The following is a 16,804-nucleotide window of genomic DNA, read 5'->3' on the forward strand; positions in this document are numbered from 1 at the left end:
ACCCGCATAGGCTGCGGAACATGAGCGATCTCCAGATACGGCCCGCGTTCCCCGCCGACATCCCCACGATCGTGGCGATGCTCGCCGACGACCCGCTGGGCACGCGGCGCGAGTCGCCGGACGACCTCACCCCGTACACCGCTGCGTTCGAGCGAATGGCGAAAGATCCGAACCAGCATCTCGTGGTCGCAGAGCGGGACGGCCGAGTCGTCGGCACGCTGCAGCTCACCGTCATCCCCGGCCTCTCGCGGCGCGGCGCCAACCGCTCGATCATCGAAGCGGTACGCATCCACGCCGAGGAACGCGGCAGCGGCCTGGGCACCCAGCTCATCGAATGGGCCATCGACGAATCCCGGCGCCAGAACTGCCAGTTGGTCCAGCTCACGTCCGACGTCTCCCGCACCGACGCCCACCGCTTCTACGATCGCCTCGGCTTCGAGGCCTCGCACATCGGCTTCAAGCGCGCGCTCTGACCGGCAACCGTCCTACGATCCGGTCATGAGTAGCGCACCGCATCGGATCAGCGCGGCAGAACGCCGTACCCGCCTCGGGCGGCGCCATCTCCTGGCGCCCTCCGTGCGCGCCTCCACCGCAGTGGAGGCTGCCGATGCGGTGGTCGCGCTCCACGGCACAGATGCCGCAACCGTCTTCCTCTCCGCCCGCGCCCGCCTCGCCCACGCCACCACCGCCGATGTGGAGCGCGCGCTGTACGAGGACGTCTCGTTGGTCCGGCTGCTCTCCATGCGCCATACGCTCTTCGTCGTCTCCCGGGAGCTCGCCCCCTACGTCGCCGCCTCGACCGGACACGCCATCGCCGTCAAGGAGCGCAAGACCCTGGTCAAGCATCTACTGGAGGACGGGAACGGGCTGGACGAGCGCTGGCTCGCCGACGCCGAGGAGGCGGTCCTGGCCGCACTCGCCGCCCGCGGCCCGTCAACCGGAAGCGAGCTGTCCGCCGCCGTCCCCGCCCTCCGTACCAAGATCACTGTTTTCCGGGGCAAGAAGTACGAGACGCTGCAGGGGGTGTCCACCCGTGTCATACGGCTGCTCGCCGCTGACGGCCGCATCCGGCGCGACCGTCCCCGTGGCTCCTGGACCTCGAGCCAGTTCATGTGGACGTCGAGCGAGCCCTGGCCCGCTCTCCCCCTCGCCGAGGCTCAGGCCGAGCTGACCCGGCGTTGGCTACTGCGCTACGGACCCGCCACCGAGGCGGACTTCAAGTGGTGGACAGGCTGGACGCTGGGCCAGGTACGCAAGGCCCTCGCAGCTTGCGGCGCGGAAGAGGTCCGGCTCGACGACGGCGTCGTGGGCTATGTCGCGCCCGGTGACACCGCAGCGGAACCTCCCGTTGAACCCTGGGCAGCGCTACTGCCCGGGCTCGACCCGAGCGCCATGGCCTGGGCCGACCGCGACTTCCATCTCACCGCCGACCACCGTGCTGCCCTCTTCGACTACGCCGGGAACGTCGGGCCCACCGTGTGGTGGAACGGCGAAATCGTCGGAGGCTGGGCCCAGCGCGCTGACGGCGAGATCGTCTGGCGACTGCTGTCGGACCCCGGACGTGAGGCTTCCACCGCGATCGAAGCGGAGGCCTCACGACTGTCGGCATGGGTGGGCCAGGCGCGGATCACGCCGCGTTTCCGTACCCCGCTGGAGCGCGAACTGACCGCCTGAGCGCCGGGCCTCGCCGGCCGGACCAGTTTCACGTGAAACATCGCTCCGGTCGTGCGTTCCGGGAACCACAGCGGCCGCCCGGCGGCCCACAGCCCACGGCTTCAGCGCTTCAGGCCACGCCAGCCGCCCTCGTCCACCCCACCGGGTACATCGGCCGCAGGATCGTACGGCTCACGCGTAAAGGCGAAGGAACCCAGGTCGAGATGGCTCACCGCGCCATCGGTCCGTCGCACGACGCGCAGCGTCTCCCCCGCGTAGTAGCCGTCCAGCCCGGTCCATGTGCCGTCCGGGCAGGCACGGAAGCGCGAGCCGCGGCCGTTCGCCTTCAGCGGGTACAGCTCCAGGCCCCGGTCCGCCACCAGCTTCAGCCCGAAGGCGTACGTGCCCCAGTACCAGGGCCCCGCCAGCTCCAGCAGCGCCTCGTCCACTTCCGGCATCGGACGCCACGGCTCGGGGAAGCACGGCTCCGCCTCGGCCACGATGCGTACGAGATCGGCGGCCACCACGGCGGGGAGCGGCCCCGAGGTGGCATTGGCCAGCACCACCGCGGCGACGTCTTCCTCCACACACACCCACAGGCAGGCAACGTACCCGGGCAGCGACCCGGTGTGGCCGATGAGCGTGCGCCCGTCCCTCCGTACGACCTGAAGACCGAGCCCGTACCCGCTGTCCCACTCCCCGGTCTCCGGCGGCGCCGACGGTGTCCGCATCTCGCGTACGGAGTCCGCTGAGAGCACGCGGTCGTCCCCCTCGGCCAGGAAGCCGGCGAACCGGCAGATGTCGGCGGCGGTCGACCAGAGCTGACCGGCCGGGGCCATCAGACCGAGATCCTCGGTCGGCTCGGGCATCATCACATCCGCCCAGGGGTGCACGGCCCATCCGCCCGCATGGGGAGCCTGCGGCTGAGTACTCGTACGGCTCATGCCCAGTGGTACCAGGATCTCGCGCCGGAGCACCTCGGCCCACGCTTCCCCGCGCACCGCCTCGACCAGCGAACCGAGCAGCGTGTAACCGGGGTTGGAGTAGTGGTGCCGACGGCCCACAGGGTGCAGGAGAGGCCTGTCGCCGAGTACATCGCTCAGCTCGGGCCGGAGCGCGCCGGGCGTGCGCTCCCACCACGGCGCGGGACTCTCGGCAACCAGCCCCGCGCTGTGACCCAGGAGTTGGGCGACGGTGACCTCACCCACCCCCGTGCCGGGGAGGTGCTTCTCCAGATGATCGCCCAGGTCGAGCAGCCCTTCGTCCCGCAGCCGCAGGACCAGCACGGCGGTGAAGGTCTTCGTTAGGGAGCCGATGCGGTACTGAGTGTCGGCGTCCGGCGCATGGCCGTCCACGCAGCTGCGCGCACCGCTCCAGACGCGATGTCCGCCCCGGGCCACCGCCCCGACGAGAGAGGGGGCGCGCCCTTCGGACTGCGCGGTGGCCACCCGGTGCAGCAGGGCCCGCTCGGTACTGGGCAGAAGCGAATCGAATGGTGAGGTCATGCACCAGATCTATCCGAACGGTCCGGCCCGGGTCGACCGGCCCGCTGAGTATCGAAAGGCATCGCGGCCGCGCGAACCACCCGCCCTGCGCCCGGGGTCTCTACTCCACAGCCGGCTCGGGAAAGCTCTGCGTCTGATGTCCCCGGCCTGACCACCCGACCCGGAATCACTCGAAGTCCTCCGCAGGCGCCGTGGCCAGCAACTTCCTTGCCAGGGCGCGCGCCTCGTCGTCGGCATGCGGGGTCCCGTCGTTGAACGGGTCGGCGGCCGCTACCCGGCTCCGCGACCACGCGAGCCGCTCCACCGCGGGGCGCGCCTTCCGCGGGAGCCGGCCCATCTCGGTCAGCGTCCGCAGCGACTCCATCTGGGGCTCGTAGAAGTGCTCAACCGCGAGCGAGTGGTCCCCGGTCATCCGCGCGCCGCGCGGCATCCGGATCGTCGAGAAGCCGCTCGTCGAGCGGCTGGAAGGGGTCGGGCCATGGCCCCCGACCCAGCGAGACCGGCCGGGCCGCGTACGCCTCGACCGCACACTCCACCAGCTCCGCGGGGAACGGCGCTTCAGCCGTGCGCAACAGATCGTTCGCCGCGGCCAGCCGCACCTCGGGCTCCGGGTCGGACAGCAATGCCCGGCCCCGCTCGGTCCGGGCACCCTCGCTGACAAAACAGCACCGGCACATCGTCCGCCGGGCCGTACGCGTGCGTGAGCCCTGCCCAGTCCACCTCGTCGAGCCGCTCCATCATGGGGCGACCCTATGGGGACGGGCTCGAGGCCCTGCACGGCTGTTGGAGGATCTCGCGGCCCATGTCCTGGGGCATGCTCCTGAGCAGTGGTTCTCCTGGCTGTCTCTGCCCGTGTCCCGTGATCGTGTCCCAGCTCCGTGGGCTTCCTCGGGACGCCTCTCGTCTCCCGGACCTCACCGCCCACCGGAGTGGCCGAAGGATTTCAGTCCCCGTAGCCGAGTGCCTGCCCGGGCGGGCCGGCTTCCGGGGGCGGGGGCGAGGTCCCGTGCAGAAGGTGACGCGCCGCGCCAAACGTCCGTGCCGCGAAAATCAGGCCCTGCATGGCCGTGGATCAGGTCTGGGCCATGTCCACGAAGCGCGAGTAGTGGCCCTGGAAGGCGACCGTGATGGTCGCGGTCGGACCGTTACGGTGCTTGGCCACGATCAGGTCGGCCTCACCCGCGCGCGGCGACTCCTTCTCGTACGCGTCCTCGCGGTGCAGCAGGATGACCATGTCCGCGTCCTGCTCGATGGAGCCTGATTCACGCAGGTCGGAGACCATCGGCTTCTTGTCCGTACGCTGCTCGGGGCCACGGTTCAGCTGGGAGAGCGCGATGACCGGGAGCTCCAGCTCCTTGGCGAGCAGCTTGAGGTTACGGGACATGTCCGAGACTTCCTGCTGCCGGCTCTCTGCCCGCTTGGAGCCTCCGGACTGCATCAGCTGCAGATAGTCGATGACGACCAGCTTCAGATCGTTGCGCTGCTTGAGCCGACGGCACTTGGCGCGGATTTCCATCATCGACAGGTTCGGGGAGTCGTCGATGTACAGCGGAGCCTGGGAGACATCGGGCATCCGGCGGGCCAGCCGGGTCCAGTCCTCATCCGTCATCGTCCCGGAGCGCATGTGGTGCAGCGCCACGCGTGCCTCGGCGGACAGCAGACGCATCGCGATCTCGTTGCGGCCCATTTCGAGGGAGAAGATGACGCTGGGCAGATTGTTCTTGATCGAGGCGGCACGAGCGAAGTCCAGTGCAAGCGTGGACTTACCCATGGCGGGACGCGCTGCGATGACGATCATCTGGCCGGGATGGAGACCGTTGGTGAGCGAGTCGAAGTCGGTGAAGCCGGTGGGCACTCCGGTCATCTCACCACTGCGCGAACCGATCGCCTCGATCTCGTCGAGCGCGCCCTCCATGATGTCGCCGAGCGGCAGATAGTCCTCGCTGGTCCGCTGCTCGGTGACGGCGTAGATCTCGGCCTGGGCCGAGTTGACGATCTCGTCGACGTCGCCGTCCGCCGCGTATCCCATCTGTGTGATGCGCGTGCCGGCCTCCACGAGGCGGCGCAGCACCGCGCGCTCGTGGACGATCTCCGCGTAGTACGAGGCGTTGGCCGCGGTCGGGACCGACTGGACCAGCGTGTGCAGATACGAGGCACCGCCGACGCGGGTGATCTCGCCGCGCTTCGTCAGCTCCGCGGCCACCGTGATGGGGTCGGCGGGCTCACCCTTGGCGTACAGATCGAGGATTGCCTGATAGACGGTCTCGTGCGCAGGCCGGTAGAAGTCATGGCCCTTGATGATCTCGACGACGTCCGCGATGGCGTCCTTGGACAGCAGCATGCCGCCGAGGACGGACTGCTCGGCATCGAGGTCCTGGGGAGGCACGCGCTCGAAGCCGGCTGAGCTGTCGTCCCAGGGGCCGCTTTCCCTGCTCCGCTCGTGCTGCTCCTCGCGGCCGCGGCCACGGCCCTCTCCCCGTCGCGGACGGGAGACGGGCAGACGGTCACCCGGACCGGTGTCGGCCCAGGGATCGTCCAGGGGCTCGGGAATGCTCACCGGCCACCTCCTCCCGTCCGCTCCGCGGACCTCGCCATGGCACTCTTTTTACGACACAGCACTGACAAAACGAGAGGCCCGACTCCGCTTCCTGGCACGTCGGGCGCCGGTCCACGTTAGGGCTGTCGGCACCGTCAGCCAATCTGGTTATCCACAGGCCGTGTGGACGACGGACCAGATGCTGTGGAGAACCCCACAGAACCTGTGCACGGACCGGGGGACAGCACTGTGGACAAAGTCATAGCACTTCTGCCGCGACTGCTTTGACCTGCTCTTTTTCCGTCCACCGGCTGTGGGGGAGAAAAACTTTCCCGACTGGACCAAGATCAGAACAAACGGCGCACAGCAGAAGCCTCGTCCCATAGTTTGGTAAGGACCACAGATACATTGCATCTCTTACCTGTGGAAGATTAGATTGAGCGCCATGACACAGGCCCCCACGGCACCGAACACCAGCCGGCGACGCCATGACCGCGAGATCATCGCGCTGGCCGTCCCCGCCTTCGGAGCCCTCGTCGCCGAGCCGCTCTTCCTGATGGTCGACAGCGCCATCGTCGGCCACCTCGGCACTCCGCAACTTGCCGGACTGGGGGTCGCCGCCGCCCTGCTGACCACGGCGGTGAGCGTCTTCGTCTTTCTCGCCTACGCCACCACGGCAGCGGTCGCACGCAGGGTCGGCGCCGGCGAACTGGGCGCCGCCATCCGCCAGGGCATGGACGGGATCTGGCTGGCCCTGCTGCTCGGCGCGGCCGTCATCGCGGTCACCTTGCCCATGGCACCCTGGCTCATCGAGATCTTCGGAGCCTCCGACACTGCTGCTCCGTACGCCACCACCTATCTCCGGATATCCAGCCTCGGTATCCCCGCGATGCTCGTCGTGATGGCCGCTACCGGTGTACTGCGCGGCCTCCAGGACACCCGTACGCCGCTGTACGTCGCCATCGCCGGCTTCGCCGCCAACGCGGCGCTCAACGCGGGCCTCGTCTATGGCGCGGGACTCGGTATCGCAGGTTCCGCCTGGGGCACCGTCATCGCCCAGTGCGGAATGGCTGCCGCCTATCTCGTCGTGGTCATCCGCGGAGCCCGCCGGCACGGCGCCTCGCTGCGCCCCGACGCCGCAGGCATACGAGCCAGTGCTCAGGCCGGCGTCCCGCTTCTGGTCCGTACGCTCTCCCTGCGCGCTGTCCTGCTGATCGCCACTGCCGTTGCGGCGCGCCTGGGCGACACCGATATCGCTGCGCACCAGATCATTCTCGCCCTCTGGAGCCTCATGGCCTTCGCACTGGACGCGATCGCCATCGCCGGACAGGCGATCATCGGCCGATATCTGGGCGCCGACGATCCCCAAGGCGCACGCGAGGCCTGCCGCCGCATGGTGCAGTGGGGCATCGTCTCGGGCCTGGTGCTCGGAGCTTTGATCGTGCTGGCCCGTCCGCTCTTCGTCCCTCTTTTCACCGGCGACCCAGCGGTCCAGAACACCCTGCTTCCGGCTTTGCTCGTGGTCGCGATCTCCCAGCCGGTCGCCGGCGTGGTCTTCGTGCTGGACGGTGTCCTCATGGGTGCCGGAGACGGCCCCTATCTGGCTGGGGCGATGGTGGTGACCCTCGCGGTCTTCGCTCCCGTCGCCCTGCTCGTCCCTGCCCTCGACGGAGGACTGACCGCGCTCTGGTGGGCGATGGCACTGATGATGACGGGCCGCATGCTGACCCTGTGGCTGCGCACCCGTTCCGGCCGCTGGATCGTCACGGGAGCAACGCGCTGACGAGCGGCTGCTATGGCTGTTTCACATGAAACAGCCGCCGATCCCGTTTCACGTGAAACAGCGAGAGGGCCGCACCCGGCAGGTGCGGCCCTCTCATGCTCTGCGAGCGGTCGCTCAGGCGGCGACAACCTCGATGCCGAGATTCGCGGCAACCTCGGGGTGCAGACGCACGGACACCTGGTGCGAGCCCAGGGTCTTGATCGGCGAACCGAGCTCGACGCGGCGCTTGTCGACGTCCGGACCACCGGCGGACTTGATCGCGGAAGCGATGTCAGCCGGAGTCACGGAGCCGAAGAGGCGGCCGGCGTCGCCGGAGCGAACGGCCAGACGCACCTTCACGCCCTCGAGGCGGGCCTTGATCTCGTTGGCCTGCTCGATGGTCGCGATCTCGTGGATCTTGCGGGCGCGGCGGATCTGCTCGACGTCCTTCTCGCCACCCTTGGTCCAGCGGATCGCGAAACCGCGCGGGACCAGGTAGTTGCGAGCGTAGCCGTCCTTGACGTCGACGACGTCACCGGCAGCACCGAGGCCAGAGACCTCGTGGGTGAGGATGATCTTCATTTTTCGGTCACCCTTCCCTTAGCGCGCGGTGGACGTGTAGGGCAGCAGCGCCATCTCACGGCTGTTCTTGACGGCCGTGGCGACGTCACGCTGGTGCTGCGTGCAGTTGCCGGTCACGCGACGGGCACGGATCTTGCCGCGGTCGGAAATGAACTTCCGCAGCATGTTCGTGTCCTTGTAGTCCACGTACGCGGTCTTGTCCTTGCAGAAAGCGCAGACCTTCTTCTTCGGCTTGCGCACAGGCGGCTTCGCCATGGTGTATCTCCTGTGTGATCAAGAAGTGGGGGTACGAGCTGCCCCTGGGACGGATCCCTAGAAGGGGGGCTCGTCCGAGTAGCCGCCGCCGGAGCTTCCGCCCCAGCCGCCACCGCCGCCGCCCTGCTGCTGACCGCCGGCCGGCGCACTGGTGGCCCAGGGGTCGTCGGCGGGAGCACCGCCGCCACCCTGCTGGCCACCGCTGGGACCGCCGCCCCAGTTGCCGCCGCCCTGCTGGCCGCCGCCGTAGCCGCCCTGGCCACCGCGACCGGTGGTCTTGGTGACCTTGGCCGTGGCGTTCTTGAGGCTGGGGCCGACTTCCTCGACGTCCAGCTCGTAGACCGTGCGCTTGACTCCCTCGCGGTCCTCGTAGGACCGCTGCTTCAGCCGGCCCTGCACGACGACACGCATGCCGCGCTGGAGCGACTCGGCGACGTTCTCCGCCGCCTGACGCCAGACCGAGCAGGTGAGGAACAGGCTCTCGCCGTCCTTCCACTCATTGGTCTGACGGTCGAAGGTGCGGGGAGTGGACGCGACGCGGAACTTCGCGACCGCCGCACCGGACGGGGTGAAGCGCAGCTCGGGGTCGTCGACGAGATTGCCGACGACCGTGATGACGGTCTCGCCTGCCATGGGTGAACCTCTCGGCGGGATTGCTGCTGGCTGCTTGCTGCTACTCGAACCCGATGACCTCTGAGCTAGGCGCTCAGTGGGTCTCGGGACGGAGGACCTTGGTCCGGAGGACCGACTCGTTCAGGTTCATCTGGCGGTCGAGCTCCTTGACGACCGCAGGCTCGGCCTGCAGGTCGATGACCGAGTAGATGCCCTCGGGCTTCTTCTTGATCTCGTAAGCGAGACGACGACGGCCCCAGGTGTCGACCTTCTCAACCTTTCCGTTGCCCTCACGGACGACGGAGAGGAAGTTCTCGATCAGCGGGGAGACAGCGCGCTCCTCGAGATCGGGGTCGAGGATGACCATCACCTCGTAGTGACGCATGTGGAACCCACCTCCTTTGGACTCAGCGGCCACGGTCGTTCCGTGGCAGGAGGGTCGTGATGCGTAAGCATCGATGTCTACGAGTAAATCAGGCGCCACTGACAATCGGCCTCGACAAGCGAGGGATCGAGTACTGGCCTGGGCAGACACCGGTGCAGACCGTACAGAGTACCCGCACACCCGCTTCCGGTTGAAATCCGGCTGCGAGGGGCCGCACCCTGTATCCATCGGGTGTGGGCGGCGTCACAGTGCGCCGCCTTTCCGGGAACGCCAGGAGGTGCTTCATGGCACAGACAATGCGATCGAACCCCACCGGCTCTCTCCTCGCCACGGACGGCAAACCCCATCCACTCCAGGACACCCTGATGGTGGTGACCCTGGTCCTGGGTGTCGTGGCCTTTGTGTCCGCCCTGTTCGACAGCCTCCACCTGCTCAGCTCCTGGTCCGGGCTGATCGGAATCCTCACGGGCGCGTACGGCCAGTTCATCTCCGCCACGACCCGTGAACGCTTCCTCCTGATCATCGGACTCGGTGCCTCAGCCTTGGGCTTTTTCCTCGGGATGGCACACGGCGGGCTCTTCGGCGGCTTGATCGGCTACTAGCCCTTCGCTCACGGCCACGCGGGGTGTTGCCACGGCCCAGTAGGCTTCGGCGCGAGAGCCGGAGCCCCTGACCCATGGGGACACACCTGCCGAGGAGCACCCCGCATGAGCCTGACCCTGAGGACCATCAGCCGAGAGCAGCATCTGGCATACATCCAGAGCCTGCCCGCGGCGAGTCACTGCCAGGTCCCGGCGTGGGCGGATGTCAAGACCGAGTGGCGCTCGGAGAGCCTTGGCTGGTTCGACAAGAGCGGGGAGCTCGTCGGAGTCGGTCTCGTCCTGTACCGCCAGCTGCCCAAGATCAAGCGGTACCTGGCGTATCTGCCCGAGGGCCCGGTGATCAACTGGTATGCCCCGAACCTGGACGACTGGCTGCAGCCGATGCTGGCGCACCTCAAGCACCAGGGCGCCTTCTCCGTGAAGATGGGCCCGCCGGTCGTCATCCGCCGCTGGGACGCGCCTGCGATCAAGGCCGGTATCCAGGACCCGGATGTGAAGCGTCTGCGTGACGTCGAAGCCACCCACATCGAGCCGCGCGCCTTCGAGGTCGCGGACCGGCTGCGCAAGATGGGCTGGCAGCAGGGTGAGGACGGCGGCGCCGGCTTCGGTGACGTACAGCCCCGGTACGTCTACCAGGTGCCCCTGGCCAACCGGTCGCTCGACGATGTCCTCAAGGGCTTCAACCAGCTGTGGCGGCGCAACATCAAGAAGGCCGAGAAGGCCGGCGTCGAGGTCGTCCAGGGCGGCTACGACGACCTCGCCGAGTGGCAGCGGCTGTACGAGATCACGGCCGAGCGAGACCGCTTCCGGCCCCGCCCGCTTTCGTACTTCCAGCGCATGTGGACGGTGCTGAACAGCGAGGACCCGAACCGCATGCGTCTCTACTTCGCGCGGCACAACGGGGTGAACCTGTCTGCGGCGACGATGCTCGTCGTCGGCGGGCACGTCTGGTACTCGTACGGCGCTTCCGACAACATCGGCCGCGAGTTCCGGCCCTCGAACGCGATGCAGTGGCGGATGCTGCGCGACGCCTACGCCATGGGCGCCACCGTCTACGACCTGCGCGGTATCAGCGACTCGCTCGACGAGACCGACCACCTCTTCGGTCTGATCCAGTTCAAGGTCGGCACCGGCGGAGAGGCCGTCGAATACGTCGGTGAGTGGGACTTCCCGCTCAACAAGCTCCTGCACAAGGCGCTCGACATCTACATGTCGCGCCGCTGATCCTTCCGTAACCTCGCTCATATCTCTGATACACCGCTGCCACCAGAAAGGTTCCGGTCCGGCCATGGCGCTCTCCCTCTACGTAGACACCGCACGCTGGCGGGCGCACCAGAAGTCCGTGATCGACCAGTTCCCGGGCCTTGTCCCGGTCTGCAAGGGCAACGGCTACGGGTTCGGTCATGAGCGCCTCGCCGAAGAGACGACCCGCTTCGGCTCGGACATGCTCGCCGTGGGCACGACCTATGAAGCGGCCCGGATAAAGGACTGGTTCAGCGGCGACCTCCTCGTCCTCACCCCGTTCCGGCGAGGCGAGGAACCGGTTCCGCTGCCGGACCGGGTCATCCGCTCGGTCTCCTCGGTCGACGGTGTGCACGCCCTGGTCGGCGCGCGTGTCGTCATCGAGTGCATGAGCTCCATGAAGCGTCACGGCGTCTCCGAGCAGGAACTGGGCCAGCTGAGCGCGGCGATCGAGGACGTACGCCTCGAGGGCTTCGCCCTGCATCTGCCGCTGGACCGCACGGACGGCTCCGACGCGGTCGAGGAGGTCATCGCCTGGATGGACCGGCTGCGCGCCGCGCGGCTGCCCCTGCACACCATGTTTGTGAGCCATCTGCGCGCCGAGGAACTGGCGCGGCTCCAGCAGCAGTTCCCGCAGACCCGCTTCCGTGCGCGGATCGGCACGCGGCTGTGGCTCGGTGACCACGAAGCGACCGAGTACCGGGGCTCTGTCCTCGACGTCACCCGCGTCGCCAAGGGCGACCGTTTCGGCTACCGCCAGCAGAAGGCCGCTTCGGACGGCTGGCTGGTGGTCGTCGCGGGCGGCACGTCCCACGGGGTCGGCCTGGAGGCGCCGAAGGCCCTGCACGGCGTCATGCCGCGCGCCAAGGGCGTCGCCCGCGCGGGTCTGGCGACCGTCAACCGCAATCTGTCGCCGTTCGTCTGGGCAGGCAAGCAGCGCTGGTTCGCCGAGCCGCCGCACATGCAGGTGTCGATCCTCTTCGTACCGGCGGACTCGCAGGAGCCGAAGGTAGGCGATGAACTGGTCGCCCATCTGCGCCACACGACCACTCAGTTCGACCGCCTGGTCGACCGCTAGGGCCTGGGCCTGCCCACGGGCCCGGCCCGGCCGCCCTTTGCCGGTCCCGCGCGGCGCGCGCCACGGCTAGCCTCCCGCGGTCCCCGCGGTCCCTGTGGTTCCCCACTCCACCCGCGGCCCCTCAACCGCGTGCGCGGCGTGACGCGGTGGATGCGCCGCCTGACCGAGCACGAACACGTCCTGCGCCCTGTCCAGCACCCCGCCGGACGGGTCGTCGGTCCCGTCCTGCCGTACGACGTCACGCTCCGGCATCAGGATGTCCCGTACGACCACGGCGCACAGGTAGAGCGTCCCCAGCAGATGCACGGCGATCGCCAGCTGGTAGCCCTCCGTGGGCAGGCCTTGGTGCTTGTCGCCGCTTGTCGTGTACGCGAGGTACATCCAGATCCCCAGGAAGTACATGACCTCGCAGGCCTGCCAGATCAGGAAGTCCCGCCAACGGGGCCTGGCCAGCGCGGCGAGAGGGATCAGCCACAGCACGTACTGCGGCGAGTAGACCTTGTTGGTGAGGATGAACGCCGCCACGACCAGGAAGGCGAGCTGCGCGAACCGCGGCCGGCGCGGTGCGGTGAGCGCCAGCGCTGCGAGACCTGCGCAGGCCAGCAGCATCAGCAGCGTCGCGTATGTGTTGACCGTGTCGACGTCGAGCGGCTCGCCCGTGCGCTGGGTGATGATCAGCCAGAAGGAGCCGAAGTCGACCTGCCGCTCCTGGCTGAAGGTGTAGAACTTCTTCCACCCCTCGGGGGCGAGCAGCATCACCGGCAGGTTCACGATCAGCCAGGAGCCCGCCGCACCCAGCAGGGCTGCCCCGTACGCCCGGTACTTGCCCGCCCGCCAGCACAGCACCAGGAGAGGACCGAGCAACAGGACCGGATAGAGCTTGGCGGCGGTCGCGAGTCCGATGAGGATGCCGAAGGCCAGGGACCGTCCACGTGACCACATGAGCATCGCCGCCGCCGTGAGGGCCACGGCCAGCAGATCCCAGTTGATGGTGGCGGTGAGGGCGAACGCGGGCGCGAGCGCGACCAGTAGCCCGTCCCAGGGCCTGCGGCGGTGTGTGCGGGCAACACACACGGCGATGACGGCGGTGCAGATCAGCAGCATGCCCGCATTGACCATCCAGTACATCTGCTCGCGGTGCTGGATGGACCCGCCGGATGGCGTCAGCCAGGTGGCGGCCTGCATGAACAGCCCTGTCAGAACGGGGTATTCGAGGTACTCCATATCGCCGCTCAGCCGGTCGAAGTACGGGACCAGACCGTCGGCGAAGCCCCGCCCCAGGAAGAGGTGCGGGATGTCCGAGTAGCAGGCGTGCGTGTACTGCGAGCTGGTGCCACGGAACCACGCCCAGTCGTAGCAGGGGATCTTCTGCACCATGCCGAGCGCGAACATCCCGATCGCCACCAGGGCGACGACCCGCACAGGTGTGAACCAGCCGCTGCCGACCCACGCCCAGCGGCCCACAGGACCACCGATCAGCTCACTGCCGGCCGCCGCGACCTCGTCCCGCTGCGTGGGACATACCAGCGGCTGGTCCTTCTGCACGATCGTCTTCTGTGGGCTCGGCATGGAGCACATCCTGCCGTACGGGGCTGTGGACGCGTACGGCCTGTGGACAACGGCGAGGGCCGCCGCACCGGAATCGACGTTCCGGTGCGGCGGCCCTCGTGGCTGGTTCGAAGAGAAGGGCTGTCAGCCCGTTCCTCCGAACCAGCCGCCGTTGCCATTGCCGTTGCCATTGGTGGTACCGCTCGTGGTGTCTGGTGAAGGACTGGTGGTGACCCCTCCATCCGTCGTCCCACCGTCGGTGGTGCCGGCGTCAGTACCGGCATTGGTGCCACCGCCGTCCTGACCGCCCGTAGGCGTGCACTTCCAGTCGAACGGGTCACAGGAGTTGCTGGGCTTGGGAGTACGGGACGGCGTCTGGGACGGCGTCTCGGACGGGCTCGCGGACGGCGTCTGCGAGGGCGTGGGGGAAGGCGACGGCTCGGGGCTGGACAGACCGCCGCCGAAGACGGGCTCGGCGTCCAGGGACTCCGGCTCGGGGAAGCGCTCGACCTTCTCGCCCTTCAGCGCCGCCGCCATGTAGTCGTGCCAGATCTCGGACGGGAACGACGAACCGTGGATCTTCTGCTGGCCACCTGTGCCGAACATCTCCAGGAACGCGCGGTTCTTGCTCTTCGCGTTGTCGTCCATCCGGTACATGTCGATGGCGGTCGACAGCTGAGGCGTGTAGCCGACGAACCACGCCGACTTGTTGCCGTCGGTCGTACCGGTCTTCCCGGCGACGTCCCGGTCCGGGAGCGCCGCGTTCCGGCCGGTGCCGGCGGGGTCCTCGACGACGTCCTTCAGCACATCGGTCACGTTGCTGGCGATCGCGGAGGAGAAGGCCTGCTGAGACTCGTCCTCGTGCTTGTAGACGTCCCTGCCCTCATGGACAACCCGCTTGACGGAGAACGGCTCACGCTGCTCGCCATTGGCGGCGAAGGTCGCGTAGGCACCGGCCATACGAATCGCGCTGGGGCTGGAGATACCGATCGAGAACGACGGGACGTTCGACTTGACCAGCGAGTCCTCCCGCAGGCCCGCATCGATCGCCGTCTTCCTGACCTTTTCGATGCCGACATCCATGCCCAGCTGCACGAAGGGGGAGTTGGCGGAGCGGATCATGGCCTCGCGCAAGGTGATGTCCTTGTACGACTTGTCGCCGTCATTGCGCTGCAGCCACTCCTCTCCCTTCTCGTTGCGCCAGACGGTGCCGTCATACCTCTTGATCTTGAGCTTGTTGACGGCGTTGTACTTGCTCTTGTCGGGATCGACGAGCGTGCGGTTCTCGTCACCCTGATCAGACGGGAGCTGCGGGTCGCGTACGCCGTAACGCATGGCAGCGGCGAGAACGAACGGCTTGAACGTCGAGCCGACCTGGGCACCGGTCTCGTCCGCGTTGTTGGTGAAGTGCTTGGTCGCGTCCTCACCGCCGTAGATTGCGACGATCGCACCCGTCTCCGGGTTCACCGAGGCTCCACCGAACTGGACGTGGGTGTCCGTCTCCGGGCGTTCCTTCGGGTCGATGTTCTTCTTGCGGACGTTCTCGACCGCGGCCTTCAGCTTCTCGACCTTGGGCTTCTGGAAAGTCGTGTGGATCTCGTAGCCGCCCTTGGCGAGGTCCTCGGCCGTGATGCCTTCGTCGTTCTTGTTGATGAAGTAGGCCTTGGCAAGGTCGACGAGATAACCGGTTTGCCCGCTGAGCTGGGCGTTCTTCTTCGGCTGCTCGGGCATCGGGAAAGCCCCCTTGGCAGCCACCGCGTACTTGGAGGAATACTCGGGATAGCCGTCGTTGGCCATCTCGTTCATGATCCACTTCCAGCGCTTCACGGCGCGGGCGGTGTTGGCCTCGCGGGTCGCGGCCCGGTCGATCTCCGTGGAGCCGGCCGGGTCGTAGTACGTGGCGCCCTTGAGCAGCGAGGCGAGGAACGCGCACTGGGCCGGGCTGAGATCCTTGGCGTCCCTGTCGTAGTACGTACGCGCCGCGGCCTGGATCCCGTAGGCGCCACGGCCGTAGTAGGACGTGTTCAGGTAGCCCGCCATGATCTCTTCCTTCTCCAGTTCGGCGCCCACCTTCATGGAGATGAAGAGTTCCTTGGCCTTACGGCTCAAGGTCTGTGACTGGTCACCCAGCATCGCGTTCTTGACGTACTGCTGGGTGATGGTCGAGCCACCCTGCGTCTGCCCGCCCTTGGCCATGTTGACGACGGCACGGGCGATACCCATGGGGTCGATGCCCGAGTCGGTTTCGAACGTCTTGTTCTCGGCCGACATCACCGCGTGACGCATCTCGATGGGGATGGCCTCGTAGGGGACGATCTGCCGGTTGATCTCACCACCGGTGGCAGCCATCTGAGTGCCGTCATCCCAGTAGTAGACGTTGTTCTGCGCCGCGGCCGCCTTCTGCGGGTCCGGGATGCCCACCATCGCGTACGCGATGGTCCCCGCCGCCATCAGGCTGCCGAGGAAGGCCAGACACAGGCCGGTGACGAGCTTCCACGACGGGACCCAGCGCCGCCAGCCGTACTTGTCGTGGCGCGGGTAGTCGATCAGTCGCTTCTTGCCCGGGTTGCCGCCGCGGCCGCGCCGACCGCCGCCATAGCCTCCGTGGCCCGCGCCACCGTCTTCCGCGGCCCTTCTGCGGCCACCACCGCCCCGCTGGGCGGCACGCCGAGCCTCTGCCCGGCCTCCGTACGCTCGCTCCTCCTGCCCGTACGAGGCAGAGGGGGTTCCGGTGCTCGTGCCCCGGGGCGGGGCAGCGCGGCGGCCTGATGGAGGCTGCTGGGCGGCGCGCCTGGCCGCGGCACGTCCGCCACCCTGCGGCTGCGGCGGTTTGCGACGGTGCTCGCTCATCGAACGACTACTCCTAGGGCAGGCGCGAAGGCCTGGAAGCGGCAGTTGAGATCCGGTCCCCCCGCATCAATACGGACCAGCCCCGTGAAGGGCTCATCCGCAATGCATCCAGGACGATGACGCTCGGTGGCGTCACACGGTTCCCGGTGGTCTGCATGCCGCACAGACTACGCACGACCAAAAACCACCCGGCG

At 68.0% G+C, this 16,804-nt stretch carries 16 protein-coding genes; 6 read left to right on the forward strand and 10 right to left on the reverse strand.

The genetic code is table 11. The annotated features are described in order from the left end of the window. The first annotated feature begins 20 nt into the window (after nucleotides 1-20). Nucleotides 21-473, forward strand: coding sequence for an N-acetyltransferase family protein (locus AC0699_RS11850; RefSeq protein ID WP_478658755.1), 453 nt, complete (start codon nucleotides 21-23; stop codon nucleotides 471-473). Between the two features lie 25 nt (nucleotides 474-498). Beyond that, complete coding sequence (locus tag AC0699_RS11855; RefSeq protein ID WP_478658757.1) at nucleotides 499-1,674, forward strand: winged helix DNA-binding domain-containing protein; 1,176 nt, start codon at nucleotides 499-501, stop codon at nucleotides 1,672-1,674. 101 nt (nucleotides 1,675-1,775) lie between these two features. Here the strand turns inward: AC0699_RS11855 and AC0699_RS11860 are convergent, their stop codons facing one another. The 4 genes from AC0699_RS11860 to dnaB all read right to left on the reverse strand — a co-directional run bounded on the left by AC0699_RS11860 (nucleotide 1,776) and on the right by dnaB (nucleotide 5,715). Then, complete coding sequence (locus AC0699_RS11860; RefSeq protein WP_478658760.1) at nucleotides 1,776-3,158, reverse strand: serine hydrolase domain-containing protein; 1,383 nt, start codon at nucleotides 3,156-3,158, stop codon at nucleotides 1,776-1,778. Between the two features lie 166 nt (nucleotides 3,159-3,324). Continuing rightward, nucleotides 3,325-3,570 (reverse strand): hypothetical protein, encoded by a 246-nt coding sequence (locus AC0699_RS11865; RefSeq protein WP_478658762.1) that lies wholly within the window; start codon nucleotides 3,568-3,570, stop codon nucleotides 3,325-3,327. Beyond that, nucleotides 3,542-3,781 carry a hypothetical protein gene (locus tag AC0699_RS11870; protein WP_478658765.1) on the reverse strand — a complete coding sequence of 80 codons (240 nt, stop codon included), beginning with the start codon at nucleotides 3,779-3,781 and terminating at the stop codon, nucleotides 3,542-3,544. Before AC0699_RS11870 ends, AC0699_RS11865 begins: the two co-directional genes overlap by 29 nt. Nucleotides 3,782-4,230: 449 nt before the next feature. Continuing rightward, the gene (gene dnaB / locus AC0699_RS11875; RefSeq protein ID WP_478658767.1) at nucleotides 4,231-5,715 is read right to left on the reverse strand and encodes a replicative DNA helicase; all 1,485 of its coding nucleotides are present in this window, start codon (nucleotides 5,713-5,715) and stop codon (nucleotides 4,231-4,233) included. Between the two features lie 424 nt (nucleotides 5,716-6,139). Between dnaB and AC0699_RS11880 the strand changes: the two genes are divergently transcribed. Further along, complete coding sequence (locus AC0699_RS11880; RefSeq protein ID WP_478658769.1) at nucleotides 6,140-7,477, forward strand: MATE family efflux transporter; 1,338 nt, start codon at nucleotides 6,140-6,142, stop codon at nucleotides 7,475-7,477. Nucleotides 7,478-7,591: 114 nt separating this feature from the next. Here the strand turns inward: AC0699_RS11880 and rplI are convergent, their stop codons facing one another. The 4 genes from rplI to rpsF all read right to left on the reverse strand — a co-directional run bounded on the left by rplI (nucleotide 7,592) and on the right by rpsF (nucleotide 9,290). Further along, nucleotides 7,592-8,038, reverse strand: coding sequence for a 50S ribosomal protein L9 (gene rplI, locus AC0699_RS11885; protein ID WP_453662024.1), 447 nt, complete (start codon nucleotides 8,036-8,038; stop codon nucleotides 7,592-7,594). Nucleotides 8,039-8,056: 18 nt separating this feature from the next. Then, nucleotides 8,057-8,293, reverse strand: a complete 237-nt coding sequence (rpsR, locus tag AC0699_RS11890) for a 30S ribosomal protein S18 (protein WP_005315025.1) — start codon at nucleotides 8,291-8,293, stop codon at nucleotides 8,057-8,059. A 57-nt stretch (nucleotides 8,294-8,350) separates the two neighbouring features. Beyond that, nucleotides 8,351-8,926, reverse strand: a complete 576-nt coding sequence (locus AC0699_RS11895; protein ID WP_469768142.1) for a single-stranded DNA-binding protein — start codon at nucleotides 8,924-8,926, stop codon at nucleotides 8,351-8,353. 73 nt (nucleotides 8,927-8,999) lie between these two features. Then, entirely contained in the window at nucleotides 9,000-9,290 is a 291-nt protein-coding gene (gene rpsF, locus AC0699_RS11900; RefSeq protein WP_004950685.1) for a 30S ribosomal protein S6, read from the reverse strand. 284 nt (nucleotides 9,291-9,574) lie between these two features. Here rpsF and AC0699_RS11905 point away from each other — a divergent pair, with 284 nt between their 5' ends. From AC0699_RS11905 to AC0699_RS11915, 3 genes are all read left to right on the forward strand, one after another. Next, on the forward strand, nucleotides 9,575-9,892 hold the full coding sequence (locus tag AC0699_RS11905; RefSeq protein ID WP_469768143.1) for a hypothetical protein: 318 nt from the start codon (nucleotides 9,575-9,577) through the stop codon (nucleotides 9,890-9,892). A gap of 105 nt (nucleotides 9,893-9,997) precedes the next feature. Next, nucleotides 9,998-11,116, forward strand: coding sequence for a lipid II:glycine glycyltransferase FemX (locus AC0699_RS11910; RefSeq protein WP_469768144.1), 1,119 nt, complete (start codon nucleotides 9,998-10,000; stop codon nucleotides 11,114-11,116). A 64-nt stretch (nucleotides 11,117-11,180) separates the two neighbouring features. Continuing rightward, the gene (locus tag AC0699_RS11915; RefSeq protein ID WP_478658774.1) at nucleotides 11,181-12,212 is read left to right on the forward strand and encodes an alanine racemase; all 1,032 of its coding nucleotides are present in this window, start codon (nucleotides 11,181-11,183) and stop codon (nucleotides 12,210-12,212) included. A 66-nt stretch (nucleotides 12,213-12,278) separates the two neighbouring features. Here the strand turns inward: AC0699_RS11915 and AC0699_RS11920 are convergent, their stop codons facing one another. Then, entirely contained in the window at nucleotides 12,279-13,781 is a 1,503-nt protein-coding gene (locus AC0699_RS11920; RefSeq protein WP_478658777.1) for a glycosyltransferase family 87 protein, read from the reverse strand. A 123-nt stretch (nucleotides 13,782-13,904) separates the two neighbouring features. Next, the gene (locus tag AC0699_RS11925; protein ID WP_478658780.1) at nucleotides 13,905-16,610 is read right to left on the reverse strand and encodes a transglycosylase domain-containing protein; all 2,706 of its coding nucleotides are present in this window, start codon (nucleotides 16,608-16,610) and stop codon (nucleotides 13,905-13,907) included. Nucleotides 16,611-16,804: the final 194 nt, after the last annotated feature.

The sequence above is a fragment of the Streptomyces sp. NPDC043870 genome, assembly GCF_056435785.1.